Genomic DNA, 25,302 nt, shown 5'->3' on the forward strand with positions numbered 1-25,302 from the left:
GTGATTGAGAAGGCGCTATGACATCATCTCTGCCCAATGGGCAAACGTCATTATTGTTACAGATGACCCAGCGCCTTGCGCTGTCCGACGCGCACTTTCGTCGGATATGTCAATTAATCTACCAGCGCGCGGGGATCGTGCTGGCGGACCACAAGCGGGATATGGTTTATAACCGCCTGGTTCGTCGACTGCGTACGCTGGGGCTGGATGATTTTGGCGACTATCTCAGCGTGTTGGAAGCAAATCAAAGCAGCGCAGAGTGGCAGGCTTTTATCAACTCGTTGACCACCAACCTGACAGCCTTCTTCCGCGAAGGGCACCACTTTCCGGTATTAGCGGAAAGTGCCCGTCGCCACAGTGGCGAATATCGGGTCTGGAGCGCTGCGGCATCGACCGGTGAAGAGCCGTACAGTATCGCCATTACGCTGGCCGATACGTTGGGTACGGCACCGGGGCGCTGGAAGGTTTTTGCCAGCGATATCGATACCGAAGTGCTGGAAAAGGCCCGCAGCGGGATTTATCGGCTGGATGAACTGAAGACCCTGTCGCCGCAGCAGCTCCAGCGCTATTTCATGCGCGGAACGGGCCCGCATGACGGGCTGGTGCGTGTGCGTCAGGAGCTGGCAAGCCATGTCGAGTTTTCTGTGATTAACCTGCTCGATAAGCAGTACAACGTGCCGGGGCCGTTCGACGCCATTTTCTGCCGCAATGTCATGATCTATTTCGATAAAACGACGCAGCAGGACATCCTGCGCCGTTTTGTCCCTCTTCTTAAGCCTGATGGTCTGCTGTTTGCCGGACATTCAGAGAACTTTAGTAACCTCGTGCGCGACTTTAGCCTGCGCGGGCAAACGGTTTATGCGCTGAGTAAGGGTAAAGCATGAGTAAAATCAGGGTGTTGTCGGTCGATGATTCTGCATTGATGCGTCAAATCATGACCGAAATTATTAATAGCCATAGCGACATGGAGATGGTGGCCACCGCGCCCGATCCGCTCGTCGCCCGGGACTTGATCAAGAAATATAACCCTGACGTGCTGACGCTGGACGTCGAAATGCCGCGGATGGATGGTCTCGATTTTCTCGAAAAGCTGATGCGATTACGTCCGATGCCGGTGGTGATGGTGTCGTCGCTGACGGGGAAAGGATCGGAAGTGACGCTACGGGCGCTGGAACTGGGGGCGATCGATTTTGTTACTAAACCGCAGTTGGGGATCCGCGAAGGGATGCTGGCATACAGCGAGATGATTGCGGAGAAAGTGCGAACGGCGTCACGTGCACGTCTGACGGCTCATAAACCGCTCGCGGCGCCAGCGACCTTAAAGGCGGGACCGCTGCTCAGCTCGGAAAAGTTGATTGCGATTGGTGCTTCAACGGGCGGCACCGAGGCCATTCGCCATGTGCTGCAGCCGCTGCCGCTCTCCAGCCCGGCGGTCATTATTACGCAGCATATGCCCCCAGGCTTTACCCGTTCGTTTGCCGAGCGTCTGAACAAACTGTGTCAGATAGTCGTGAAAGAGGCGGAGGACGGCGAGCGTGTTTTACCGGGGCACGCCTACATTGCGCCCGGTGATAAACACATGGAGCTGGCGCGCAGTGGGGCTAACTACCAAATCAAAATTCATGACGGTCCGCCGGTTAACCGGCACCGGCCGTCGGTGGATGTACTGTTTCATTCGGTAGCGATTCATGCGGGGCGCAACGCCGTCGGGGTGATCCTGACGGGAATGGGCAACGACGGCGCCGCCGGAATGTTAGCGATGCACCAGGCAGGCGCCTGGACGATTGCACAAAATGAAGCAAGTTGTGTGGTGTTCGGCATGCCGCGCGAAGCCATCAATATGGGTGGCGTCAGCGAAGTGGTCGATCTTAGTCAGGTAAGCCAGCAGATGCTGGCGAAAATCAGTGCCGGACAGGCAATACGTATTTGAATCAGGAGTAATTTTTTATGGCGGATAAAGAGCTTAAGTTTTTGGTTGTGGATGACTTTTCCACCATGCGTCGCATCGTGCGTAACCTGCTTAAGGAATTGGGCTTTAACAACGTGGAAGAGGCTGAAGATGGCGCGGACGCGTTGAATAAACTGCAGGCTGGTGGATTTGGCTTTGTGATTTCCGACTGGAACATGCCGAACATCGACGGTCTCGAGTTGCTGAAAACCATTCGTGCGGACAGCGGAATGTCCTCACTGCCGGTGCTGATGGTAACGGCAGAAGCGAAGAAAGAGAACATCATTGCCGCGGCGCAGGCCGGCGCCAGCGGCTACGTGGTGAAACCGTTCACTGCGGCGACGCTGGAAGAAAAACTCAATAAAATCTTTGAGAAACTGGGCATGTAAGGGGCTGATTATGATGCAACCACAGATTAAACCCGTAGATGAACATTCTGCCGGGGATATCATTGCCCGCATTGGTAGCCTGACCCGTATGCTGCGTGACAGCCTGCGCGAACTGGGTCTGGACCAGGCCATCGCCGAAGCGGCAGAGGCCATTCCCGATGCCCGTGATCGTCTGGACTATGTGGTACAGATGACCGCGCAGGCGGCTGAACGCGCCCTGAACAGCGTTGAAGCCTCTCAGCCGCATCAGGACGAAATGGAAAAAGGGGCGAAGGCGCTGAGCAAGCGCTGGGACGAGTGGTTTGAAAACCCGATTGAGCTTTCTGACGCCCGCGAGTTGGTGACGGACACCCGAAAATACCTCGGCGATGTGCCCGGGCATACCAGTTTTACTAACGCGCAGTTGCTCGACATCATGATGGCGCAGGACTTTCAGGACCTGACCGGTCAGGTCATCAAACGCATGATGGATGTGATTCAGGAGATCGAACGTCAGCTGCTGATGGTACTGCTGGAAAACATTCCTGAGCAGGGCGCTCGCCCTAAACGCGAAAGCGAGAGCCTGCTCAACGGCCCACAGGTAGATACCACCAAAGCGGGCGTGGTCGCCAGTCAGGACCAGGTTGACGATCTGCTGGATAGTCTCGGGTTCTGATTCCTCTCTGGCCGGATGGTGGGCATTCTCATCCGGCTATCTGGCTTAAGGCCATAAACCCCGCCCTTTTTGCTGCTTACTCTTGCCATTAACTCAATACCGTTCTGGCATCATTTTCGCTCATAAACCCATCCAGGATCTGATGCGTGTCTGAAGAGAGCGACGACAAAACAGAAGCCCCCACCCCCCACCGACTCGAAAAAGCGCGGGAAGAGGGGCAGATCCCGCGTTCCAGAGAACTGACTTCACTGCTGATTTTGCTGGTAGGCGTCTGCATTATCTGGATTGGCGGTGAGTCGCTGGCCAGACGGTTATCGGGCATGCTGTCGGCAGGACTGCGTTTTGACCACAGCATGGTCAATGACCCCAATCTGATTCTTGGGCAAATCATACTGTTGATTAAAGAAGCGATGATCGCGCTGTTACCGTTGATCACCGGCGTTGTGCTGGTGGCACTGATTTCACCGGTACTGCTCGGCGGTCTGGTCTTTAGCGGCAAATCGCTACAACCCAAATTTTCGAAACTCAATCCGCTACCCGGGATTAAGCGTATGTTTTCGGCGCAGACCGGCGCGGAGTTGCTGAAGGCGGTTCTGAAATCGACGTTGGTAGGGAGCGTGACCGCGCTTTATCTGTGGCATAACTGGCCCGAGATGATGCGCCTGATGGCGGAGTCCCCGCGCACAGCGATGGGTAATGCGCTGGATCTTGTTGGACTGTGCGCGCTGCTGGTGGTGCTGGGGGTGATCCCGATGGTCGGATTCGATGTGATTTTCCAGATCATGAGCCATATGAAAAAATTGCGTATGTCACGCCAGGATATCCGGGACGAATTTAAACAGAACGAAGGCGACCCTCATGTGAAGGGGCGTATCCGGCAGATGCAGCGCCAGGCGGCGAGTCGACGCATGATGAGTGATGTCCCCAATGCCGATGTCATCGTCACCAACCCGACCCACTATTCGGTGGCGCTGCAATACGATGAGAACAAGATGAGCGCGCCGAAAGTGGTGGCAAAAGGGGCCGGACTCGTGGCCCTGCGCATTCGCGAGATCGGTGCCGAGAACAAAATTCCCACGCTTGAAGCGCCGCCGCTGGCGCGTGCGCTTTATCGCCACGCTGAAATTGGTCAGCAGATCCCTGGACAACTGTACGCCGCCGTCGCGGAAGTGCTGGCCTGGGTGTGGCAGCTTAAACGCTGGCGCCTCGCCGGTGGGGAACGTCCACCACAACCTGCAAATCTTCCAGTGCCTGAAGCCCTGGATTTTATGAACGAGAAGACTACCGATGGCTAATCTGGTCGCGATGTTGCGCCTGCCCAACAACATGAAATCCACGCAGTGGCAGATCCTTGCCGGGCCAATCCTCATCCTGCTGATCCTGTCGATGATGGTCCTGCCGCTACCCGCGTTCATCCTCGACCTGTTGTTTACCTTTAATATTGCGTTGTCGATCATGGTGCTGCTGGTCGCGATGTTCACCCAGCGTACGCTGGAGTTCGCTGCGTTTCCGACTATATTACTGTTTACAACGCTGCTGCGTCTGGCGCTGAACGTGGCCTCAACCCGTATCATTCTGATGGAAGGGCATACCGGTGCGGCGGCGGCGGGCAAGGTGGTTGAAGCCTTTGGCCACTTCCTGGTCGGTGGTAACTTCGCTATCGGTATCGTGGTGTTCGTCATCCTTGTCATCATCAACTTCATGGTCATCACCAAAGGTGCCGGACGTATTGCTGAAGTCGGCGCGCGCTTTGTCCTTGACGGAATGCCGGGTAAACAGATGGCGATTGACGCTGACCTTAATGCGGGTCTTATCGGCGAAGATGAAGCGAAAAAGCGTCGGTCTGAAGTGACCCAGGAAGCCGATTTCTACGGGTCGATGGACGGTGCGAGTAAGTTTGTTCGCGGCGACGCCATCGCCGGGATTCTGATCATGGTGATCAACGTCGTGGGCGGTCTGCTGGTGGGCGTGCTGCAACACGGTATGTCCATGGGGCACGCAGCGGAAAGCTATACCCTGCTGACTATCGGTGATGGTCTGGTGGCGCAGATCCCGGCGCTGGTGATTTCCACCGCTGCGGGCGTGATTGTCACCCGCGTCAGTACCGATCAGGACGTTGGCGAGCAGATGGTCGGGCAGTTGTTCAGTAATCCCCGAGTGATGTTGCTGAGTGCCGCGGTCCTGGGTCTGCTGGGTCTGGTGCCGGGCATGCCGAACCTCGTGTTCCTGATGTTTACCGCCGCGTTGCTGGGACTGGCATGGTGGATCCGGGGCCGCGAACAGAAGGCACCTGCGGAGCCACAGCCGATTAAAGTTCCGGAAAATAACTCAGTGGTTGAAGCGACCTGGAACGATGTGCAACTGGAAGATTCTCTCGGCATGGAGGTGGGCTATCGTCTGATCCCGATGGTCGATTTTCAACAGGACGGTGAGCTGCTGGGCCGCATCCGCAGTATCCGTAAGAAGTTCGCCCAGGACATGGGCTTTCTGCCCCCGGTGGTGCACATTCGCGACAATATGGATCTGCAGCCAGCGCATTACCGCATTCTGATGAAAGGGGTAGAGATTGGCAGCGGCGACGCCTATCCGGGGCGCTGGCTGGCGATCAACCCCGGCACGGCGGCAGGTACCTTACCGGGCGAACAGACGGTGGATCCGGCATTTGGTCTGGACGCGATCTGGATTGAGAGTGCCTTAAAAGAACAGGCGCAGATACAGGGCTTCACCGTAGTGGAAGCCAGTACCGTGGTCGCCACCCACCTTAACCACCTGATTGGTCAGTTCGCGGCTGAACTGTTCGGTCGTCAGGAGGCGCAGCAACTGTTAGATCGTGTATCGCAGGAGATGCCGAAGCTGACCGAAGATTTAGTGCCAGGCGTAGTGACCCTGACCACATTGCATAAAGTGTTGCAGAACCTGCTGGACGAAAAAGTGCCAATTCGCGATATGCGCACCATTCTGGAAACGCTGGCAGAGCATGCGCCGTTGCAGAGCGATCCGCATGAACTCACGGCGGTGGTTCGTGTGGCGCTGGGGCGCGCCATCACGCAACAGTGGTTCCCGGGTAATCATGAAGTCAACGTGATTGGCCTCGACACGGCGCTCGAACGTCTGCTGCTGCAGGCACTCCAGGGTGGAGGGGGACTGGAACCAGGCCTTGCAGACCGGCTGCTGGCGCAAACCCAGGAGGCGCTGTCCCGCCAGGAGATGCTGGGTGCGCCGCCGGTGCTGCTGGTTAACCATGCATTGCGTCCACTACTGTCGCGCTTCCTGCGTCGTAGTTTGCCGCAACTGGTGGTGCTGTCGAATATGGAGCTGTCCGATAATCGTAACATCCGCATGACGGCAACCATCGGAGGTAAATAATGCGTAAACTGCTTTGGCTCTTATTCTTCCCGCTGGCGGTACAGGCTGCCGGGGAAGGGGCGTGGCAGGCCAGTAGTATTGGTATTACTCTGAACCATCGCGGCGTGTCGGCCTCGTCGGCACCGCTTTCGTCCAGTCAGCCTGTCTCCGGGCTGATGACGCTGGTCGCCTGGCGATATGAGCTTAATGGCCCGACGCCTGCTGGCTTACGCGTTCGCTTATGCTCGCAATCCCGCTGCGTGGAGATAGAAGGACAGAGCGGCACAACGCAGGCATTTAACAATGTGCCTGCCGTTGAACCGCTGCGTTTCATCTGGGAAGTCCCCGGTGGCGGTCGCTTAATTCCCGCCTTAAAAGTTCAGAGCAATCAGGTGATTGTGAACTATCGTTAACGGCTATTCTCCTCATCAGGCAGCACGCTGAATTGCTGCCTGACTCGCATTTTTGACCTTGCCTTTTGATTGAAAAGAAACGCTGTTTTATAAATCGGTGACACGCGTTGCCGGTCTCTTTGCGTTTTTGCCATTTCACTGCCGCAGGTGGCAAAAACGAAAAGGTATCCCATTTTGTAAGCTTTTACTGTAGCCGTGTAAGTACTCCTGTGGCGCAGCCAACCGGCCGGGAGTCCCCCAACCATTTGCAGGGTTAACGGCAATGAAAACACGTAAAATTGGATTGGTGAATTACTTCGCCTATGGTTCAGGCGATTTTCTGGGTGCAGGTACCACGGCGCTTACGGCGGCCTGGTTGCTCTATTTCTATACGACCTTTTGCGGGCTGTCCCCCATTGAAGCGACCTTCATCTTTGCAGCAGCAAGGGTGCTTGATGCTGTCGTCAGTCCGCTGATGGGATTTTTGACCGATAACTTCGGTTCGACCTGGCTCGGTAAGCACTTTGGCCGCCGTAAATTCTTTATTTTGCTGGGGATCCCATGCGTATTCAGCTACTCATTGATGTGGGTAGGGGATATGGGGTTCTGGTATTACCTGCTGACCTATCTGCTGTTTGACATCGTCTATACCATGATTCTGGTGCCTTATGAGACGCTGGTACCGGAGATGACCGATGATTTTAAACAAAAAACCAAGTTTTCCGGCGCGCGTATCGGCATGGCGCAAATGTCCGCGATTTTAGCCTCTTTCCTGCCCGGTATCTTGTTGACCGCTTTCGGTAAGGACAACCCGATCTCCTTCTTTTATGCCAGCCTGGTGTTCTCGGTACTGTGCGCATTAATGTTGACGTTTGTCTGGTTCTTTACCTGGGAACGCCCGCGTGAAGAGTGGACTGAAGCGGCGTTACGCGCGGAAGAAGAGAAAAAGAGCCTGACCTTCAACCAGAGTATGAACCGCCTGTTCGTGGAATTGAGTTCGACACTGCGGATCAAGATTTTCCGTCAGCATCTGGGAATGTATCTCGGTGGGTACATCGCACAGGATGTGTTCAACGCCGTCTTCACCTACTACGTGGTGTTTGTCCTGATGCAGGAAGCGTCAATAGCGTCGAATTTGCTCGGCACAATGGCTGTCTTCCAGTTCATTGCGGTTATTGCCATGATCCCGCTGTGTATCCGCTTTGGGCCCGCACCGTCCTACCGGATGGTTGTGGTGCTGTTCGGTCTGAGCTCTCTCTCTTACGCGGTGCTTTACTACGCCGGATTGAGCGACATCTACTCGCTGTTGCTGTTGGTTTCTGCGGTGGCGGGGCTGGGGCGCGGCGGTATCAACTACGTTCCGTGGAACACCTACACCTACATTGCGGATGTGGATGAAGTCATCACCGGTCAGCGTCGGGAAGGGATCTTCGCCGGGATTATGACCCTGACGCGTAAAGCGTCACAGGCAGGGGCGGTGATGCTGGTTGGGATTGTGATGCAAATGTCGGGCTTTGTTTCAGGGCAAAGCACACAGCCCGCCGCGGTCAGCCATACCATTCTGTTGATCCTCAGCTGTGGTACGTTGCTGGTGCTGGCCTGCGGATTCCTCGTCTCTCTTCGTTTCAAACTGAATTTGCAGACCCACAGCACGCTGCGCGAAGAAACGGTGAAAATGCGCGAATCCGGTCGCGTAATGCCGGAAAGCATTACCCCTCAGGCACGTGCCACCGTCGAGATGCTTGCCGGACTGCCGTATGAATCACTTTGGGGTAACAACAACATTGGTTACCTGAATCGTAATAAACCAGCGGCCCCTTCACTGAAGCAGGCTGCGATATTGAATTCGACTTACAACAGAGGTTAAGGATATGAAGGTTTGGCCTGTCAAACATAGCTCGCTACTGCGTCAGCCGGAACGGTTTATTTCACGGGAAGAGTTGAAAGCGTTAATTCAGACAGTGACGACCAATCTGGTGAACATCAAGGACGAGACGGGGCAATTTCTGCTGCGTCTGGACGACGGCCGTGTGATTGACACCAAAGGCTGGGCAGGGTGGGAATGGACACACGGCGTCGGGCTGTATGGAATGTATCAATACTACCAGCAGACCGGTGACGAGACGATGCGTGATATCATCGACAACTGGTTTGCTGACCGTTTTGCCGAAGGGACTACCACTAAAAACGTTAACACGATGGCGCCGTTCCTGACGCTGGCGTATCGCTACGAGGAGACGCGTAATCCGGCTTATCTGCCGTGGCTCGACGCGTGGGCGGAATGGGCGATGTATGAGATGCCGCGTACCGAGCACGGCGGTATGCAGCACATCACGTTGGCGGAAGAGAATCATCAGCAGATGTGGGATGATACGCTGATGATGACGGTGCTGCCGCTGGCGAAAATCGGTAAGTTGCTTAACCGTCCTGAATATGTGGAAGAAGCGACCTATCAGTTTCTGCTGCACGTACAGAATCTGATGGACCGGGAGACCGGTCTGTGGTTCCACGGCTGGAATTACGACGGACATCATAACTTTGCCAATGCCCGTTGGGCGCGCGGCAATAGCTGGCTGACCATCGTGATCCCGGATTTCCTTGAGCTGGTGGATCTGCCGGAAAACAACGCTGTGCGCCGCTATCTGGCTCAGGTGCTGAATGCGCAGATTGCTGCGCTGGCGAATTGCCAGGATGAGAGCGGACTGTGGCACACGCTGCTTGACGATCCGCACTCTTACCTGGAAGCCTCCGCCACCGCAGGGTTCGCCTACGGAATTTTAAAAGCGGTGCGCAAGCGCTATGTCAGTGCGGAGTATGCCGACGTGGCGGAAAAAGCGATTCGTGGAATTGTACGGAACATTTCTTCGCAAGGGGAATTACTACAGACCTCTTTCGGTACGGGAATGGGCCACGATCTCGACTTCTACCGGGCGATTCCGCTGACGTCCATGCCTTACGGACAGGCAATGGCAATGCTGTGTCTGACAGAATATTTGCGGAAGTACTTCTGATGACAATAGCCGGGGATACTGTCGTATCCCCGAAATAACATTACGATCAGCATGTACCGTTATCAAATATAGACTTGATCTGATATTGATCTATTTTTACAGTTTTCAGTGGATGCTGAACATCTTTCTCTTCGATAGTGATGTTCCACATATTTTCATAATCGGATTCAGTTAATGTGTAGAATGTATTTTTATCATGAATAATATAACCCCGGAAGTTATGGTTGAGACCCGCTGTGACGGTCCTGGCCCTCCCGGAGACGGTTGATTGCTTCTCTTTATTGAACAATTGATACTGGATGTTAGCACAGCTTATATCACACGGAGAGCACGTTAGATTTAAGATAAGCAACAGTTCATCATTTTCAAAAACAAGAGCGTAATTATCGCTGGCGAATGAAATCGACGGGAATAAAAAGAGGGTGAAAATGAGTATAAGCTTCATATTTTTATATAGACTCCATGAAAGAAAACCTTCATCTCACTTGTTCTCCTGTTAATTAATCCTTTCATTACGTGCCCCTGAGAGTAACGAAATGCGTACCATGCGGATCGTAGATCATGCGTATAACGCCCATTAATGATACTCAGAACCGTAGACTGGGAAAATCCACGAACACCAGTATTGAAAGCCAGTATAACCAGCGCATCAAACTCATTCTGTGTTAAATCCACAATTACTTTGTTTTTAACGACTTGTATAAATTGGTATAAATCAGCATTAAACAGTGAGTTAGCCGTGGCGATATCAATTCCATTTATGTATTTTTTGAATTCATTACTATTTTCAATTAAATGTCCATACCCTATGGTTGCCCCTTGACAATATGCAGTGATTATTTTCCCTGTCTGATCGTCATAAGGTAATAGTGACAGCTTTTCATAAGATTTCATCAACGCAACGCAGCGGTAACTTGGCTGCATTATCCTGGGGGGGGACAATTTTACACATTGCGTTGTTGTATACCGACCATGCAACCTGAATGTCGCCAGTTCATTTTTTAATAACATGTTTCCTCCTGATTTTTGCGATTAAATTTTATGCTTTTTTGTAAAATTGAAAAGAGATAAAAAGAAAGTTGCAAGAGAGATGGTCAGGTTGGTGATGTTATCAGAGGCGTTATCGTTTCGTCTTTTGACGAATAGAAACAAATTAATCAGTCTCGTAAAGAGAGCGTATCACGGATATAAAAAAGCCTGAGTCTGGATTACCGACTCAGGCCATGATTTTATAAGGAGAACTTACATCCGTTCTACGGTTTCGATACCTAATGTATCCAGACCGAGCTTCAACGTTTTCGCCGTCAGCAGCGCCAGTTTCAGGCGGCTGTTACGGACGTCTTTGTTTTCTGCGCTCAGGATTGGGCAGTGCTCGTAGAAGCCAGAGAACAGACCGGCGACATCATACAGGTATGCACACATTACGTGCGGCGTCCCTTCACGGGCGACAACGGTCAGCGTTTCTTCGAACTGCAGCAGACGGGCTGCCAGCTGTGCTTCGCGATCTTCGCTGAGCTGTATTTTCGCGTTCGCCAGATCATTTTCATCCAGACCAGACTTACGGAATACCGACAGCACGCGGGTGTAGGCGTACTGCATGTAAGGCGCGGTGTTGCCTTCGAAGGCCAGCATGTTGTCCCAGTCGAAGATGTAGTCGGTGGTGCGGTTCTTGGACAAATCGGCGTATTTTACCGCGCCAATTCCGACGGCGTTGGCCAGTTTTTCCAGTTCGTCCGCCGGCATCTCCGGGTTCTTCTCGCTTACCAGGCGACGGGCGCGTTCCAGCGCTTCGTCCAGCAGGTCTGCCAGTTTTACCGTACCGCCCGCACGGGTTTTGAAAGGCTTACCGTCTTTGCCCAGCATCATGCCGAACATGTGATGTTCCAACGGCACGGAGTCCGGCACGTAACCGGCTTTACGCACGATGGTCCACGCTTGCATCAGGTGCTGGTGCTGACGGGAGTCGATGTAATAGAGCACGCGATCGGCATGTAACGTCTCATAACGGTATTTGGCGCAGGCAATATCGGTGGTGGTGTACAGATAACCGCCATCTTTCTTCTGAATGATGACGCCCATCGGTTCGCCTTCCTTGTTTTTATATTCATCAAGGAATACCACGGTAGCGCCTTCGCTCTCGACGGCCAGACCTTTGGCTTTAAGGTCGGCCACGATCCCTGGCAGCATCGGGTTGTACAGGCTTTCGCCCATCACATCGTCGCGGGTCAGGGTGACGTTCAGACGGTCATAGGTGATCTGGTTCTGGGACATGGTGATGTCGACCAGTTTGCGCCACATCTGCAGGAAGTACTCGTCGCCACCCTGCAGTTTGACCACGTAGCTCCGTGCGCGCTCGGCGAAGGCTTCGTCTTCATCGTAATGTTTCTTGGCTTCACGGTAGAAACCTTCAAGATCCGCCAGCGCCATTTCACCAGCGTTTTCCTGCTGCTGTTTTTCCAGATAAGCGATCAGCATACCGAACTGGGTGCCCCAGTCGCCGACGTGGTTGGCGCGAATAACATGGTGACCGAGAAATTCAAGGGTACGCACGGCGGCATCACCGATAATGGTGGAACGCAGGTGGCCAACGTGCATCTCTTTTGCCACGTTCGGCGCGGAGTAATCGACAACCACCGTCTGCTTCGCGGGTTTTGCCACACCGAGACGGTCAGAGGCCAGCGCCTGTTCCACGTGTTCAGCAAGGAAGGCCGGGTCGAGGAAAATATTGATAAAACCAGGGCCCGCAATTTCAACTTTGCTGGCGATACCGTTCAGATCCAGATGAGTCAGCACCTGCTCAGCCAGTTGTCGCGGAGCCATACCCAGTTTTTTAGCAACTGCCATCATGCCGTTGGCCTGATAGTCGCCGAACTGTACTTTTGCTGACTGACGAACCTGCGGTTCGCAATCTGCAGGCGCACCTGCAGCAATCATGGCCTGACTGACTTTTTCTGAGAGAAGAGCCTGAATATTCACCGGAATACCTTACGTTGATGAAGCGGGTAGATGTTTCCCGCACCAGTTTAAGAATTAAGGGCGGGAGTATACTGCAAATGCCCTCCTGCGTCAGCACTGCACCGCCGCCAGCGCGTACAGAAAATAAGCGTTAAAGGAGTGCATAAGCATGCATAGCGCAAATCCTGCAATCTACGGTTGGTTGCGGGAGGTCAACGGAGTAAATTAGCGGCTTTGAACACTGATAAGAGCTCATATTATGGCGAACTGGCAGACCATTGACGAACTGCATGATATTTCCGCAGATTTACCGCGATTCACTCAGGCGTTCACAGAACTTTCCACTCGCCTCGCCCTGGATATTGCACCGCTTGAGGCCGATCACATTTCTTTGCGCTGTCATCAGAACGCCACAGCCGAACGCTGGCGTCGCGGATTTGAACAATGCGGCGAGTTGCTGTCGGAAAATACCATCAACGGCAGACCGATTTGTCTGTTCAAACTGCATGAGCCGGTGTGCGTCGCGCACTGGCGCTTTCGCATTGTGGAACTGCCGTGGCCTGGGGAAAAGCGGTATCCTCATGAAGGATGGGAACACATTGAGATTGTCCTGCCGGGTACCCCTGAAACCCTGAATGCCCGCGCGCTGGCGCTGCTTTCGGATGATGGACTGAGCCAGCCGGGCATTTTTGTGAAAACCAGTTCACCGAAAGGGGAACACGAACGTCTGCCGAACCCGACGCTGGCGGTCACTGACGGGAAGGTCACCGTCAAATTCCACCCGTGGTCGATTGAGGCGATCGTCGCCAGCGAACAGCAACAGGAGTGAATATGACATTGCTGGAAATCTGTTGTTACAGCATGGAGTGCGCGCTTACGGCGCAGCAAAACGGCGCGGACCGCATTGAACTGTGCGCCGCGCCAAAAGAAGGGGGCTTAACGCCATCACTGGGCGTGTTGCGCTCGGTTCGTCAGGCGGTAACCATTCCGGTGCATCCGATCATCCGCCCACGCGGTGGCGATTTTTGTTATACCGACGGTGAGTTCGCGGCGATGCTGGACGATATCCGGACCGTGCGAGAACTGGGTTTTCCCGGACTGGTGACGGGCATTCTTGATCCTGATGGTCATGTCGATATGCCACGCATGCGGCAGATTATGAACGCGGCGGGTCCTCTGGCGGTGACCTTTCATCGCGCATTCGATATGTGCGCTAATCCATTAAATGCGCTAAATAATCTTGCGGAATTAGGTGTCGCCAGAGTGCTGACGTCGGGTCAAAAATCCGATGCAGTGCAAGGTTTAGCAAATATTATTGAACTAATTACTCACCCCGGTGCTCCAATCATTATGGCCGGAGCGGGGGTTCGCGCAGAAAATCTGCCGCGTTTCCTGGATGCCGGGGTACGGGAAGTACACAGCTCCGCCGGAACCTTGCTGGCTTCACCCATGCGCTATCGCAATCAGGGTCTGTCGATGTCGACAGACAAGCAGGCGGATGAATATTCCCGCTATGCGGTAGACGGTAAGTCGGTTGCTGAAATGAAAGGAATCATTGTTCGCCATCAGGCCAAATGATTTTTACCGTTGCATCATGTCGCCCAATATGATGCTTGCTCGTACCAGGCCCCTGCCCATTCAACAGGGGCCTTTTTTTATCTTTCTCCTGCATATTTCGGCCTGCAACTGTGTTGGCTTTCCTCGCTCACCCCGGTCACTTACTTATGTAAGCTCCCGGGGATTCGCTGTGTCGCCGCCTTGTTGCAGACCGAACTATTTTGGAGAAAGGACCTCATTCCATCACGGTTTACGCGCAATTAATACGGCACGTAATGGGGCAGGGTAGCCTTCGAGGGTTTTGCTGCGATCGTTCGGGTCGAGGAAATCGGCCAGCGACTCGGTGACCATCCATTCGGTACGACGTTGCTCTTCCGTTGACGTCACACAGACGTCCGCAATGCGAACATCGACAAAGCCGCACTTCTCCAGCCAGTTTTTCAGCGCCAGCGCGGAAGGAATAAAATAGACGTTACGCATCTGCGCGTAGCGATCGCCTGGCACCAGCACGGTGTTTTCATCGCCTTCCACCACCAGCGTTTCAAGCACCAGTTCGCCATCTTTGACCAGTTGATCTTTCAATTGCCAGAGATGCTCCAGCGGGGAGCGGCGATGGTAAAGCACGCCCATCGAAAAGACGGTATCAAACGCATTAAGGGCCGGAAGCTGTTCTATACCCAGAGGCAGCAGATGCGCGCGCTGATCGTTACCCAACAGTTTACGCACGGCTTCAAACTGGCACAGGAACAACTGCGTCGGGTCAATGCCGACGGCCAGATGCGCACCTGCGCCAATCATGCGCCACATGTGGTAGCCGCTGCCGCAGCCCACATCCAGAATCGTGCGACCGGTCAGATCTGACAGATGTGGCAGCACGCGATCCCATTTCCAGTCGGAGCGCCATTCGGTATCGATGTTTACGCCATAAAGTGAGTACGGCCCTTTACGCCACGGCATCAGATTCCGCATCAGGGTATCGATACGCTTGATCTGCCCCGGGCTCAACGGTTCTTCGCTTTCCGCCGATACACTGTGCAATAAATCCAGACGATACGGCGTGAGTTCCGGCAGAAATTCCACCGCGTTTGACCACTGCTTAAACAGACCGTGCTGATCGCGTTGCCAGGCGGCAATCTGCGCGGGCAACGTTTCCAGCCAGTGGGCAAGATGATTTTTGGCAATCAGCTGATAGAAGTTACCAAAGTCGATCATGCGCTCGCCTCTGCTTTCAACGCCACCAGAGAGCCAAAGTTAAAGCACTGAAACCATAGCTCGCTGTGTTCAAAACCGGCCTGACGCAGGCGCGCTTTATGGGTTTCGACTGAATCGGTTAACATCACGTTTTCCAGCATGCTGCGCTTCTGGCTGATCTCCAGCTCGCTGTAACCGTTGGCACGCTTGAAGTCGTGGTGCATGTTGAACAGCAGTTCGCCGACTTTCGCATCTTCGAAGCTGAATTTTTCCGACAGCACCAGCGCGCCGCCAGGATTCAGCCCCTGATAAATCTTATCCAACAACGCCTGGCGCTCCGGCGGCTCAAGGAATTGCAGGGTAAAATTCAGTACCACCATTGAGGCATTCTCAATGGTAATGGTGCGGATGTCGCCTTCCACAACCTCAACCGGCGTCGGCGCCTTGTAAGCGTCGATATGACGGCGGCAGCGTTCGATCATCGCCGGGGAGTTATCGACGGCGATAATTTTGCAGTTGTCATGATGAATATTGCGACGCACTGAGAGCGTCGCCGCGCCCAACGAACAGCCCAGATCGTAAACCTGGGTATCCGGCTGCACAAAGCGCTCGGCAAGCATGCCAATCATTGAAATGATATTGGAATAGCCGGGAACAGAACGCTGGATCATATCCGGGAAGACTTCGGCTACCCGTTCATCGAAGGTCCAGTCGCCCAGGCTGGCGATTGGCGCAGAAAAAAGCGTGTCGCGGTGAGACATAACGTAAAAATCCGGGAAAAATAAAGTGGCGTATTGTGCGCTAATGCAGGGAGAAAACCAACTCCCACGGCATATACCAAAGGTTCGCCAACACCATCAGCAACAAGGCACACCAGGTGGCGCTCATACCGGAGCGGCGCCAGCGGAACAGACGGTGGTGGAAACCGTAATAATGCATCAGCCGCCCCACGAGCAGAATAATGCCGCAGAGATGCACCATCCAGGTTTCTGCGCCGTTCATTTCCATAAACAGCAGCAGCACTAACGCGACGGGAATATATTCCACCGCATTACCATGAATACGGATGGCGGACTGGAGTTCACTGAAGCCGCCATCGCCATAGGCAACGCGGTATTGCATCCGCAGACGGACAACGTCAAAAGAAAACTTCATCAACAACAACGCACCCAGGACGGCATACAGCGCGCTTACCATACAAACTCCCTTTAAAATGGCTGATGGCACTGTCTATGATAGGTGGCAATTTCAGAAAAGAGAAGATTGCTGTGGAATGGACGGAGCAGTTCCGATGTCGGGTAAGACATCGCGCAAGTCCTGCCACAGGGTATCGACCAGTTCCGGAGCCTGCGCGATATCCGGGGTATGCAAAAAGAGATACGGCGTAGTGGTCTGCTCCCAGAGCGGTAATTTTTTAAGCCAGGCAGCAAAGAATTCCCGGTTTTGTCGCATATTATCGCTGCCGATAAAGCGCACCAGCGGATGGTTCGCGGTGACGACGGCATGAACCGGCAGTTTCGGTTTCTTGCGCTGGGCGTCGCGGATGGCTTCATTATGCGCATGGGCCGCGTGTACCGGACGGCTGTCGAGGATAACCCGATTCACCCCGCGCTGATGTAATCCGCTATTGAGCTGCTGCTCCGCCTCGCCTTTAGCGAAAAACTCCGGATGGCGGACTTCGACGCCGTAGGTAAACGTCTGCGGTAGGGCATCGAGAAAATGCCAGAGAGCAGGGAGATCGCGTGGGCCAAAGGTGGCGGGTAATTGCAGCCAGTACTGGCCGATGCGGCTTTCCAGCGGCGACAGTCGGGTCAGAAATTCATAGAGCAGATCATCGCAATTGCGCAGGGCCGCCTGATGGGAAATGGTTGCCGGAAATTTAAAACAGAAACGAAACGCATCTGTCGTTTGTGCGTACCAGCGCGCCACAATCTCCGCTTTGGGCAGCGCGTACAGCGTGGTGTTGCCTTCCACACAGTTAAAGTGGCGGGCATACTCTTCAAGACTGGTGATGCCAAGACGCACCCATTTCGGGTGCGACCATTGCGGCAGGCCAATGTAGATCATAAGGCGTTGACGATCTCTTCGGTGCTGCGCACACGCGCAATGCGGGGGAAGATGTGCGTCAGGCTGTTCTGATGCTGGTCTGTGCTGGCGGCGCTACAGGCGTCTTCGGCAATCACCAGGCTGAACCCCAGCTCCCAGGCGTTACGTGCGGTGGACTCGACGCCGATATTGGTCGAAATGCCGCACAGGACGATGGTGTCGATACCGCGACGGCGTAGCTGAAGCTCGAGGTCAGTGCCATAAAATGCGCCCCACTGGCGTTTGGTGACTTCCAGATCGCTGTCGGCTTTACCCAGCGCCTGCGGATATGACCACCAGTTTTCCGGCAGTGCTTTGGCCGGAGCCTGTGCATCAACGGGTTGTTTGAGTGCGTCGGCGTAATTATCAGACCAGCCCACACGAACCATCACCACCGGAGAGCCGTTAGCACGAAACGTCTGTGCCAGCCGGGCGGAGCGCGCCACCACATCATTGGCTGAATGAGGGCCGCCGGCGAAGGGCAGGATCCCTTCCTGCAGGTCAATAATGACCAGAGCTGTGGTTTTAGCGTTCAGTTGTAACATGGTAACTCCCGTCAAAAATCAAAATTCCGTTACACCTTAATCGCGAATGGGTGTGTAAGGAGCGACAATTTTTGTTATTTTTTGTGAGAATACGCAATGCCCGTCCAGGAAACAGGCGTACAGTCAGTAGCGGACTTATCGTGCGGCCGAATTTCCAGTATAATAGCCGCCTTTTTTCATTCAGTTGTGACATACAGTTAAAGCTGCGACATCGTGGCCTGCAAGGCAGGCGACAATCCGCCTGCGGCTAATTAAGGGATATCTCATGCGTACAGAATATTGCGGACAGCTGCGTCTGTCCCACGTGGGGCAGCAGGTGACTCTGTGTGGTTGGGTCAACCGTCGTCGTGATCTTGGTAGCCTGATCTTCATCGACATGCGCGATCGCGAAGGTATCGTGCAGGTGTTTTTCGATCCGGATCGTGCGGACGCGTTAAAGCTGGCCTCTGAACTGCGTAATGAGTTCTGCATCCAGGTAACGGGCACCGTGCGTGCGCGTGACGAGAAAAACGTCAACAGCGAAATGGCAACCGGTGAAATTGAAGTGCTGGCCTCCTCGCTGACGATCATCAACCGTGCAGAATCTCTGCCGCTTGACTCTAACCACGTGAACACCGAAGAAGCGCGCCTGAAGTACCGTTATCTGGATCTGCGTCGCCCGGAAATGGCTCAGCGCCTGAAAACCCGCGCGAAGATCACAAGCCTGGTACGTCGCTTTATGGACGATCACGGTTTCCTCGACATCGAAACCCCGATGCTGACCAAAGCCACGCCGGAAGGTGCGCGTGACTATCTGGTTCCTTCACGTGTGCACAAAGGAAAATTCTACGCTCTGCCGCAATCTCCGCAGCTGTTCAAACAGCTGCTGATGATGTCCGGTTTTGATCGTTACTACCAGATCGTCAAATGCTTCCGCGACGAAGACCTGCGTGCTGACCGTCAGCCAGAATTTACCCAGATCGATGTGGAAACCTCCTTCATGACCGCTGAACAGGTGCGTGAAGTGATGGAAGCGCTGGTGCGTAGCCTGTGGAATGAGGTGAAAGGCGTGGACCTGGGTGATTTCCCGGTCATGACCTTTGCCGAAGCCGAACGTCGTTACGGCTCTGACAAGCCGGACCTGCGTAACCCGATGGAACTGGTGGACGTTGCCGATCTGCTGAAGGCCGTTGAGTTTGCGGTGTTCTCTGGCCCGGCGAACGATCCGAAAGGACGCGTCGCTGCGCTGCGCGTACCGGGTGGGGCGAGCTTAAGCCGTAAGCAGATCGACGACTACGGTAACTTCATTAAGATCTACGGCGCGAAAGGTCTGGCTTATATCAAAGTCACCGAGCGGGCGAAAGGTCTGGAAGGCATCAATAGCCCGGTGGCGAAGTTCCTTAACGCGGAAATCGTGGAAGCGATTCTTGAGCGCACGGGCGCGCAAGACGGCGATATGATTTTCTTCGGCGCGGACAACAAGAAAGTGGTTGCCGACGCGCTGGGCGCACTGCGTCTGAAGCTGGGTAAAGACCTGGGGCTGACTGACGAAACGAAATGGGCGCCGCTGTGGGTCATCGACTTCCCGATGTTTGAAGACGACGGCGAAGGCGGCCTGACCGCGATGCACCACCCGTTCACGTCACCGAAAGACATGACCGCGAGCGAACTGAAAGCGGCGCCGGAAGACGCGGTGGCGAATGCTTACGATATGGTTATCAATGGCTACGAAGTCGGTGGTGGTTCCGTGCGTATTCACAGCGGTGATATGCAGCAGACCGTGTTTGGCATTCTGGGCATCAATGAACAGGAACAGCGTGAGAAATTTGGCTTCCTGCTCGATGCGCTGAAATACGGTACGCCGCCGCACGCGGGCCTGGCATTCGGTCTTGACCGTTTGACCATGCTGCTGACCGGCACTGATAATATTCGTGATGTTATTGCCTTCCCGAAAACCACCGCGGCGGCGTGTCTGATGACCGAAGCGCCGAGCGTCGCTAACCCAGCAGCACTGGCTGAACTGGGTATCGACGTGGTGAAAAAGGAAGAGAAGAACTGATATGGCTTATAAGCGTCCCGTTTCGGTTCTGGTGGTCATTTTTGCCCAAGAGACGAAACGGGTGCTGATGTTGCAGCGACGCGACGATCCTGAATTCTGGCAGTCGGTTACCGGCAGTGTCGAAGAGGGAGAGACGGCATCGCAAGCCGCCATGCGCGAAGTAAAGGAAGAGGTCGCCATTGACGTTGCGGCTGAGCAACTGACCTTAATTGACTGTCAGCGCACGGTGGAATTTGAGATTTTTTCTCATTTACGTCATCGCTATGCGCCGGGTGTGGTGCGCAATACAGAATCCTGGTTCTGCCTTGCGTTGCCACACGAACGTCAGATCGTGTTCAGTGAACATCTGGCTTACCAGTGGCTTGATGCGCCAACTGCGGCGGCGCTCACCAAGTCATGGAGCAACCGGCAGGCGATTGAAGAATTTGTGATTAACATCGCCTGAAAGGGCGTGCTTTTTTGAGGAAATATTTATGGCAGGTCATAGTAAATGGGCCAACACCAGACACCGTAAAGCGGCGCAGGATGCGAAGCGCGGAAAAATCTTCACCAAGATCATTCGTGAGCTGGTGACCGCAGCCAAACTGGGCGGCGGCGATCCGGATGCGAACCCGCGTTTGCGTGCGGCGGTCGATAAAGCACTGGCGAACAACATGACCCGTGATACGCTGAACCGTGCAATCGCCCGCGGCGTGGGCGGTGATGATGATGCGAACATGGAAACCATCATCTATGAAGGTTACGGTCCTGGCGGCACTGCGGTGATGATTGAATGCCTGTCTGATAACCGTAACCGTACGGTGGCAGAAGTGCGTCATGCGTTCAGCAAATGCGGCGGTAACCTGGGGACGGATGGTTCTGTTTCCTACCTGTTCAGCAAAAAAGGCGTCATCTCCTTCGAAAAAGGGGATGAAGATGTAATCATGGAAGCGGCGCTGGAAGCGGGGGCGGAAGACGTTGTGACCTTTGATGATGGCGCGATTGACGTCTACACGGCATGGGAAGAGATGGGTAAAGTGCGTGACGCACTGGAAGCCGCCGGTCTGAAAGCCGACAGCGCTGAAGTCTCTATGATCCCGTCAACCAAAGCGGACATGGATGCGGAAACCGCACCGAAACTGATGCGTCTGATCGACATGCTGGAAGACTGTGACGACGTGCAGGAAGTTTACCACAACGGTGAAATCTCTGATGAGGTTGCCGCTACATTAGAATGATGTGGCTTAATCCCGTTACAACCGGAGGCGCGTGATGTCCATCATTCTCGGTATTGATCCGGGCTCCCGCATCACCGGTTATGGCGTGATACGTCAGGTGGGCAGACAGCTGACGTATCTCGGCAGCGGCTGCATTCGCACCAAAGTCGACGATCTTCCGTCGCGCCTTAAGCTGATTTATGCCGGTGTGACGGAAATTATCACCCAGTTTCAGCCCGACTACTTTGCCATCGAGCAGGTGTTTATGGCGAAGAACGCCGATTCTGCGCTTAAACTGGGGCAGGCACGCGGGGTGGCGATTGTGGCGGCAGTCAACCAGGAACTGCCGGTATTTGAGTACGCGGCGCGTCAGGTTAAGCAGACGGTGGTTGGCATCGGTAGCGCAGAGAAAAGCCAGGTGCAGCACATGGTGCGGACCTTGCTGAAACTGCCGGCTAATCCGCAGGCGGATGCGGCGGATGCGCTGGCCATCGCCATTACCCACTGCCACGTCAGTCAGAATGCAATGCAAATGAGCGAGTCGCGCCTTAATCTTGCTCGAGGTCGCTTGCGATAACGACAAATGAGGCTGGATATCTATCCAGCCTTTTTTTATGATACAGCTTTACTTTCGGCCCAACGCAGGAGCGTAACGTGATAGGCAGACTCAGAGGCATCATTCTGGAAAAACAACCCCCGCTGGTGTTACTCGAAGTGGGCGGCGTCGGCTATGAAGTGCATATGCCAATGACCTGTTTTTATGAGCTCCCGGAATCCGGTAAAGAAGCTGTTGTCTTTACCCACTTCGTGGTACGCGAAGACGCGCAGCTGCTGTACGGCTTTAATAACAAACAAGAACGTACGTTGTTTAAAGAACTCATCAAAACCAACGGCGTTGGGCCTAAACTGGCGCTGGCGATCCTGTCCGGAATGTCCGCGCAGCAGTTCGTCAACGCCGTCGAACGAGAAGAGCTGGGCGCGCTGGTCAAGCTGCCAGGCATCGGTAAGAAAACGGCTGAACGATTAATTGTTGAAATGAAGGACCGTTTCAAAGGCCTGCATGGCGATCTCTTTACGCCAGCCGCCGATCTGGTGCTGACCTCGCCAGCAAGCCCGGCGACGGACGATGCTGAACAAGAAGCCGTTGCGGCGCTGGTGGCACTGGGCTATAAACCACAGGAAGCCAGCCGCATGGTGAGCAAAATCGCTCGCCCGGATGCCAGCAGTGAAACACTGATCCGCGAAGCCCTGCGCGCCGCGTTATGAGGTAAAGGATGATAGAAGCAGATCGCCTGATTTCGGCAGGCGCCACTCTCACTGAAGAGGTCGCCGATCGCGCCATTCGTCCGAAATTACTCGAAGAGTATATCGGTCAACCGCAGGTGCGATCGCAGATGGAGATTTTCATCCAGGCGGCAAAACTAAGGGGGGATGCGCTCGACCACCTGCTGATTTTTGGTCCTCCCGGACTGGGGAAAACCACGCTTGCCAACATTGTTGCCAATGAAATGGGCGTCAACCTGCGCACCACCTCCGGCCCGGTGCTGGAAAAAGCGGGCGATCTGGCCGCGATGCTGACCAACCTTGAGCCGCACGACGTACTGTTTATCGATGAGATCCATCGACTGTCACCGGTGGTGGAAGAGGTGCTCTATCCAGCGATGGAAGATTACCAACTGGATATTATGATTGGCGAAGGACCGGCGGCGCGCTCGATTAAAATCGATCTGCCGCCGTTTACCCTGATTGGCGCAACGACCCGCGCGGGTTCACTGACTTCTCCGCTGCGCGATCGCTTTGGCATTGTACAGCGTCTGGAGTTTTATCAGGTGCCGGATCTCCAGCATATCGTTGGGCGCAGCGCGCGCTTTATGGGGCTGGAGATGAGCGATGAAGGGGCGCTGGAAGTGGCGCGTCGCGCACGGGGTACGCCGCGTATCGCGAACCGTCTGCTCAGACGCGTGCGGGATTTTGCCGAAGTGAAGCATGATGGCTCCATTTCCGCTGAGATTGCCGCGCAGGCGCTGGATATGCTGAACGTTGATGCTGAAGGATTCGATTATATGGACCGCAAGCTGCTGCTGGCGGTGATCGATAAATTCTTTGGCGGACCGGTCGGGCTGGATAACCTGGCGGCAGCCATCGGTGAAGAGCGTGAAACAATTGAAGATGTGCTGGAGCCGTATCTGATTCAGCAAGGCTTTTTGCAGCGTACGCCGCGCGGAAGAATGGCGACAGTGCGCGCCTGGAACCACTTTGGCATTACGCCGCCGGAAATGCCTTGATGCCTGATGGCGCTACGCTTATCAGGCCTACAAAACCCGTAAGCCTGATGACGCTGCGCTTATCAGGCCTACAAACCACGCAGGCCGGATAAGTCGCGATAGCGCCGCCATCCGGCGCCACCCGTCAGCTTGCCTGCTGCTTCATCATACTGAAAATAAACAGCAGTGCCGCGCAAAGTACCACTGACGGGCCCGCAGGAGTATCGTAGAAGGCCGAGAAGGTCAGCCCGCCTGTAACCGCTATCATCCCAACGCCCACCGCAACGCCCGCCATCTGCTCCGGCGTACGTGCGAAGCGACGCGCCGTGGCCGCAGGGATAATCAGTAACGAGGTAATGATCAGCGCCCCGACAAACTTCATCGCCACGCCAATGGTTAAAGCGGTGACCAACATCAACAGCAGCTTCACGCGCTGCAGCTTCACCCCGTCCACAAACGCCAGATCGGGGCTGATGGTCATCGACAGCAGATTACGCCACTGCCAGAAGAGGATTGTCAGCACGATTACCACGCCAATGGCGATGGACATTAAATCGTCCGGCGTAACGGCCAGCAGATCGCCAAACAGGTAGGCCATCAGATCCACGCGAATGTTGGACATCAGGCTGACCACGACCAGACCCAGCGACAGCGCACTGTGCGCCATGATGCCAAGCAGCGTATCGATGGCGAGCTGAGGACGCTTCTCCAGCCACACCAGACCTGCCGCGAGCATCAGCGTCACGGCAATGACCGCATAGAAAGGGTTTACATCCAACAACAGGCCAAAGGCGACGCCGAGCAGTGACGCATGCGCCAGCGTATCACCAAAATAAGACATCCGACGCCAGACGACAAACGAACCCAGTGGACCCGCCGCGCAGGCCAGCATGATCCCGGCTAACCAGCCAGGCAGTAATAATTCAATCATGAGTGACCATTTCCCCGGCGCAACACAATACGACCCTGCAGATCGTGGCGATGATTATGATGATGACGATAAATTCCCAGTTGTTCCGCGCCGCGAGGGCCGAACATTGAGATAAATTCCGGGTGCATGGAAACGATTTCAGGCGTGCCTGAACAGCAAATGTGATGGTTCAGACATAATACTTCGTCGGTTTTTGCCATTACCAGATGCAGGTCATGGGAGACCATCAGCACGGCGCAGTCCAGCTCTCGACGTAACTGATCGATAAGGTCGTACAGCGCAACCTGGCCATTGACATCCACGCCTTGGGTGGGTTCATCAAGCACCAGAAGCTGTGGCTGGTTGAGGAGCGCGCGTGCTAACAATACGCGCTGTGTTTCTCCTCCGGAGAGCTTTTGCATCGGCGCGTCAATCAGATGGCCGGCCTGTACGCGCTTCAGCGCTGGCAGAATGTCGTTTTTCTTCGTACCTGGGCGCAGGCGTAAGAAACGGCTGACGGTAAGCGGCAGGGTGGTATCAAGATACAATTTCTGCGGAACGTAGCCAATTCGCAGCTTGCCGTTACGCTTGATCACCCCTGCATCCGGGGCTACCAGTCCGAGAACCACCCGAACCAGCGTTGACTTCCCGGCGCCATTGGGGCCGAGCAGCGTTAAAATTTTTCCGGGTCTCAGCTCAAGCGAAACGTCAGAAAGGACGCTGCGCTGGCCGAAGGAGACCGAGACATTTTCCAGTGAAACCAAAGTCGTCATGTCAATTTTAGTCTTGCAGAAGTTATAGAATGTTATAATATCACATTT

Annotated in this window: 26 protein-coding genes; 17 read left to right on the forward strand and 9 right to left on the reverse strand. The window is 54.5% G+C overall.

The features are described from left to right. Positions 1 to 17: 17 nt before the first annotated feature. The 9 genes from cheR to KE671_RS13220 all read left to right on the forward strand — a co-directional run bounded on the left by cheR (position 18) and on the right by KE671_RS13220 (position 9,740). Positions 18 to 884: a protein-glutamate O-methyltransferase CheR gene (cheR, locus tag KE671_RS13180; RefSeq protein ID WP_042318377.1), complete on the forward strand. Its 867-nt coding sequence runs from the start codon at positions 18 to 20 to the stop codon at positions 882 to 884. Further along, positions 881 to 1,930, forward strand: a complete 1,050-nt coding sequence (gene cheB, locus KE671_RS13185; RefSeq protein ID WP_206163310.1) for a protein-glutamate methylesterase/protein-glutamine glutaminase — start codon at positions 881 to 883, stop codon at positions 1,928 to 1,930. The genes cheR and cheB overlap by 4 nt, the downstream gene beginning before the upstream one ends. Before the next feature lie 17 nt (positions 1,931 to 1,947). Beyond that, positions 1,948 to 2,337 carry a chemotaxis response regulator CheY gene (gene cheY / locus KE671_RS13190; protein WP_043000338.1) on the forward strand — a complete coding sequence of 130 codons (390 nt, stop codon included), beginning with the start codon at positions 1,948 to 1,950 and terminating at the stop codon, positions 2,335 to 2,337. A gap of 10 nt (positions 2,338 to 2,347) precedes the next feature. Continuing rightward, a complete protein-coding gene (gene cheZ / locus KE671_RS13195; protein ID WP_206163311.1) occupies positions 2,348 to 2,992 on the forward strand; it encodes a protein phosphatase CheZ in 645 nt (214 codons plus the stop codon). 146 nt (positions 2,993 to 3,138) lie between these two features. Beyond that, positions 3,139 to 4,287 (forward strand): flagellar biosynthesis protein FlhB, encoded by a 1,149-nt coding sequence (gene flhB, locus KE671_RS13200; RefSeq protein ID WP_206163312.1) that lies wholly within the window; start codon positions 3,139 to 3,141, stop codon positions 4,285 to 4,287. Then, a complete protein-coding gene (gene flhA / locus KE671_RS13205; protein WP_206163313.1) occupies positions 4,280 to 6,358 on the forward strand; it encodes a flagellar biosynthesis protein FlhA in 2,079 nt (692 codons plus the stop codon). The genes flhB and flhA overlap by 8 nt, the downstream gene beginning before the upstream one ends. After that, positions 6,358 to 6,750, forward strand: a complete 393-nt coding sequence (gene flhE / locus KE671_RS13210; RefSeq protein ID WP_206163314.1) for a flagellar protein FlhE — start codon at positions 6,358 to 6,360, stop codon at positions 6,748 to 6,750. Before flhA ends, flhE begins: the two co-directional genes overlap by 1 nt. Before the next feature lie 262 nt (positions 6,751 to 7,012). Next, complete coding sequence (locus KE671_RS13215) at positions 7,013 to 8,596, forward strand: MFS transporter (protein ID WP_206163315.1); 1,584 nt, start codon at positions 7,013 to 7,015, stop codon at positions 8,594 to 8,596. A gap of 4 nt (positions 8,597 to 8,600) precedes the next feature. Continuing rightward, the gene (locus KE671_RS13220; RefSeq protein WP_206163316.1) at positions 8,601 to 9,740 is read left to right on the forward strand and encodes a glycoside hydrolase family 88/105 protein; all 1,140 of its coding nucleotides are present in this window, start codon (positions 8,601 to 8,603) and stop codon (positions 9,738 to 9,740) included. Between the two features lie 441 nt (positions 9,741 to 10,181). Here the strand turns inward: KE671_RS13220 and KE671_RS13225 are convergent, their stop codons facing one another. Both KE671_RS13225 and argS read right to left on the reverse strand, forming a co-directional pair. Beyond that, complete coding sequence (locus KE671_RS13225) at positions 10,182 to 10,751, reverse strand: lysozyme (protein WP_206163317.1); 570 nt, start codon at positions 10,749 to 10,751, stop codon at positions 10,182 to 10,184. A 231-nt stretch (positions 10,752 to 10,982) separates the two neighbouring features. Beyond that, positions 10,983 to 12,716 carry an arginine--tRNA ligase gene (argS, locus tag KE671_RS13230; protein ID WP_206163318.1) on the reverse strand — a complete coding sequence of 578 codons (1,734 nt, stop codon included), beginning with the start codon at positions 12,714 to 12,716 and terminating at the stop codon, positions 10,983 to 10,985. 238 nt (positions 12,717 to 12,954) lie between these two features. Here argS and KE671_RS13235 point away from each other — a divergent pair, with 238 nt between their 5' ends. Both KE671_RS13235 and cutC read left to right on the forward strand, forming a co-directional pair. Continuing rightward, positions 12,955 to 13,524 carry a VOC family protein gene (locus KE671_RS13235; RefSeq protein WP_206163319.1) on the forward strand — a complete coding sequence of 190 codons (570 nt, stop codon included), beginning with the start codon at positions 12,955 to 12,957 and terminating at the stop codon, positions 13,522 to 13,524. A gap of 2 nt (positions 13,525 to 13,526) precedes the next feature. Next, positions 13,527 to 14,273: a copper homeostasis protein CutC gene (cutC, locus tag KE671_RS13240; protein ID WP_206163320.1), complete on the forward strand. Its 747-nt coding sequence runs from the start codon at positions 13,527 to 13,529 to the stop codon at positions 14,271 to 14,273. Between the two features lie 222 nt (positions 14,274 to 14,495). Here the strand turns inward: cutC and cmoB are convergent, their stop codons facing one another. The 5 genes from cmoB to KE671_RS13265 are packed head-to-tail and all read right to left on the reverse strand — an operon-like array spanning position 14,496 to position 18,073. Next, on the reverse strand, positions 14,496 to 15,464 hold the full coding sequence (gene cmoB / locus KE671_RS13245; protein ID WP_206163321.1) for a tRNA 5-methoxyuridine(34)/uridine 5-oxyacetic acid(34) synthase CmoB: 969 nt from the start codon (positions 15,462 to 15,464) through the stop codon (positions 14,496 to 14,498). Beyond that, entirely contained in the window at positions 15,461 to 16,204 is a 744-nt protein-coding gene (gene cmoA, locus KE671_RS13250) for a carboxy-S-adenosyl-L-methionine synthase CmoA (protein WP_206163322.1), read from the reverse strand. Before cmoA ends, cmoB begins: the two co-directional genes overlap by 4 nt. Positions 16,205 to 16,244: 40 nt before the next feature. After that, positions 16,245 to 16,640: an MAPEG family protein gene (locus KE671_RS13255; protein ID WP_206163323.1), complete on the reverse strand. Its 396-nt coding sequence runs from the start codon at positions 16,638 to 16,640 to the stop codon at positions 16,245 to 16,247. Between the two features lie 51 nt (positions 16,641 to 16,691). Beyond that, positions 16,692 to 17,510: a DUF72 domain-containing protein gene (locus KE671_RS13260; protein ID WP_206163324.1), complete on the reverse strand. Its 819-nt coding sequence runs from the start codon at positions 17,508 to 17,510 to the stop codon at positions 16,692 to 16,694. Further along, positions 17,507 to 18,073 (reverse strand): hydrolase, encoded by a 567-nt coding sequence (locus KE671_RS13265; RefSeq protein ID WP_206163325.1) that lies wholly within the window; start codon positions 18,071 to 18,073, stop codon positions 17,507 to 17,509. Before KE671_RS13265 ends, KE671_RS13260 begins: the two co-directional genes overlap by 4 nt. Before the next feature lie 265 nt (positions 18,074 to 18,338). On the opposite strand from KE671_RS13265, the gene aspS reads away from it, so the two are divergent. The 6 genes from aspS (at position 18,339) to ruvB (ending at position 23,592) form a co-directional block, all read left to right on the forward strand. After that, positions 18,339 to 20,111, forward strand: a complete 1,773-nt coding sequence (aspS, locus tag KE671_RS13270; protein WP_206163326.1) for an aspartate--tRNA ligase — start codon at positions 18,339 to 18,341, stop codon at positions 20,109 to 20,111. Between the two features lies 1 nt (position 20,112). Next, positions 20,113 to 20,556, forward strand: a complete 444-nt coding sequence (gene nudB / locus KE671_RS13275) for a dihydroneopterin triphosphate diphosphatase (protein ID WP_206163327.1) — start codon at positions 20,113 to 20,115, stop codon at positions 20,554 to 20,556. 28 nt (positions 20,557 to 20,584) lie between these two features. Further along, positions 20,585 to 21,328 (forward strand): YebC/PmpR family DNA-binding transcriptional regulator, encoded by a 744-nt coding sequence (locus KE671_RS13280; RefSeq protein WP_206163328.1) that lies wholly within the window; start codon positions 20,585 to 20,587, stop codon positions 21,326 to 21,328. Between the two features lie 34 nt (positions 21,329 to 21,362). Beyond that, the gene (ruvC, locus tag KE671_RS13285) at positions 21,363 to 21,884 is read left to right on the forward strand and encodes a crossover junction endodeoxyribonuclease RuvC (RefSeq protein ID WP_000022509.1); all 522 of its coding nucleotides are present in this window, start codon (positions 21,363 to 21,365) and stop codon (positions 21,882 to 21,884) included. A gap of 77 nt (positions 21,885 to 21,961) precedes the next feature. Continuing rightward, positions 21,962 to 22,573 carry a Holliday junction branch migration protein RuvA gene (gene ruvA / locus KE671_RS13290; protein WP_043000358.1) on the forward strand — a complete coding sequence of 204 codons (612 nt, stop codon included), beginning with the start codon at positions 21,962 to 21,964 and terminating at the stop codon, positions 22,571 to 22,573. Between the two features lie 8 nt (positions 22,574 to 22,581). Continuing rightward, positions 22,582 to 23,592 (forward strand): Holliday junction branch migration DNA helicase RuvB, encoded by a 1,011-nt coding sequence (gene ruvB, locus KE671_RS13295; RefSeq protein ID WP_206163329.1) that lies wholly within the window; start codon positions 22,582 to 22,584, stop codon positions 23,590 to 23,592. Positions 23,593 to 23,716: 124 nt separating this feature from the next. Here ruvB and znuB read toward each other — a convergent pair whose 3' ends face one another. Together znuB and znuC are read right to left on the reverse strand one after the other, a co-directional pair. Continuing rightward, positions 23,717 to 24,502: a zinc ABC transporter permease subunit ZnuB gene (gene znuB / locus KE671_RS13300; RefSeq protein WP_206163330.1), complete on the reverse strand. Its 786-nt coding sequence runs from the start codon at positions 24,500 to 24,502 to the stop codon at positions 23,717 to 23,719. Continuing rightward, positions 24,499 to 25,254: a zinc ABC transporter ATP-binding protein ZnuC gene (gene znuC / locus KE671_RS13305; protein ID WP_206163331.1), complete on the reverse strand. Its 756-nt coding sequence runs from the start codon at positions 25,252 to 25,254 to the stop codon at positions 24,499 to 24,501. The genes znuB and znuC overlap by 4 nt, the downstream gene beginning before the upstream one ends. Between the last annotated feature and the right edge of the window lie 48 nt (positions 25,255 to 25,302).

Origin of the sequence: Citrobacter amalonaticus (assembly GCF_018252635.1) — a bacterium.
Classification (GTDB): Bacteria; Pseudomonadota; Gammaproteobacteria; order Enterobacterales; family Enterobacteriaceae; genus Citrobacter_A; species Citrobacter_A amalonaticus_E.

Bases quoted from the DNA above. Each gene is read 5' to 3' on its own strand.
- KE671_RS13215 (WP_206163315.1), top strand. From the start codon at position 7,013: ATGAAAACACGTAAAATTGGATTGGTGAATTACTTCGCCTATGGTTCA.
- cheZ (WP_206163311.1), top strand. From the start codon at position 2,348: ATGATGCAACCACAGATTAAACCCGTAGATGAACATTCTGCCGGGGAT.
- KE671_RS13220 (WP_206163316.1), top strand. From the start codon at position 8,601: ATGAAGGTTTGGCCTGTCAAACATAGCTCGCTACTGCGTCAGCCGGAA.
- nudB (WP_206163327.1), top strand. From the start codon at position 20,113: ATGGCTTATAAGCGTCCCGTTTCGGTTCTGGTGGTCATTTTTGCCCAA.
- ruvC (WP_000022509.1), top strand. From the start codon at position 21,363: ATGTCCATCATTCTCGGTATTGATCCGGGCTCCCGCATCACCGGTTAT.
- KE671_RS13225 (WP_206163317.1), bottom strand. From the start codon at position 10,751: ATGTTATTAAAAAATGAACTGGCGACATTCAGGTTGCATGGTCGGTAT.
- cheB (WP_206163310.1), top strand. From the start codon at position 881: ATGAGTAAAATCAGGGTGTTGTCGGTCGATGATTCTGCATTGATGCGT.
- KE671_RS13235 (WP_206163319.1), top strand. From the start codon at position 12,955: ATGGCGAACTGGCAGACCATTGACGAACTGCATGATATTTCCGCAGAT.
- cmoB (WP_206163321.1), bottom strand. From the start codon at position 15,464: ATGATCGACTTTGGTAACTTCTATCAGCTGATTGCCAAAAATCATCTT.
- cutC (WP_206163320.1), top strand. From the start codon at position 13,527: ATGACATTGCTGGAAATCTGTTGTTACAGCATGGAGTGCGCGCTTACG.
- KE671_RS13280 (WP_206163328.1), top strand. From the start codon at position 20,585: ATGGCAGGTCATAGTAAATGGGCCAACACCAGACACCGTAAAGCGGCG.
- flhA (WP_206163313.1), top strand. From the start codon at position 4,280: ATGGCTAATCTGGTCGCGATGTTGCGCCTGCCCAACAACATGAAATCC.
- znuB (WP_206163330.1), bottom strand. From the start codon at position 24,502: ATGATTGAATTATTACTGCCTGGCTGGTTAGCCGGGATCATGCTGGCC.
- KE671_RS13260 (WP_206163324.1), bottom strand. From the start codon at position 17,510: ATGATCTACATTGGCCTGCCGCAATGGTCGCACCCGAAATGGGTGCGT.
- znuC (WP_206163331.1), bottom strand. From the start codon at position 25,254: ATGACGACTTTGGTTTCACTGGAAAATGTCTCGGTCTCCTTCGGCCAG.
- KE671_RS13255 (WP_206163323.1), bottom strand. From the start codon at position 16,640: ATGGTAAGCGCGCTGTATGCCGTCCTGGGTGCGTTGTTGTTGATGAAG.
- cheY (WP_043000338.1), top strand. From the start codon at position 1,948: ATGGCGGATAAAGAGCTTAAGTTTTTGGTTGTGGATGACTTTTCCACC.
- flhE (WP_206163314.1), top strand. From the start codon at position 6,358: ATGCGTAAACTGCTTTGGCTCTTATTCTTCCCGCTGGCGGTACAGGCT.
- cheR (WP_042318377.1), top strand. From the start codon at position 18: ATGACATCATCTCTGCCCAATGGGCAAACGTCATTATTGTTACAGATG.
- KE671_RS13265 (WP_206163325.1), bottom strand. From the start codon at position 18,073: ATGTTACAACTGAACGCTAAAACCACAGCTCTGGTCATTATTGACCTG.
- cmoA (WP_206163322.1), bottom strand. From the start codon at position 16,204: ATGTCTCACCGCGACACGCTTTTTTCTGCGCCAATCGCCAGCCTGGGC.
- aspS (WP_206163326.1), top strand. From the start codon at position 18,339: ATGCGTACAGAATATTGCGGACAGCTGCGTCTGTCCCACGTGGGGCAG.
- ruvB (WP_206163329.1), top strand. From the start codon at position 22,582: ATGATAGAAGCAGATCGCCTGATTTCGGCAGGCGCCACTCTCACTGAA.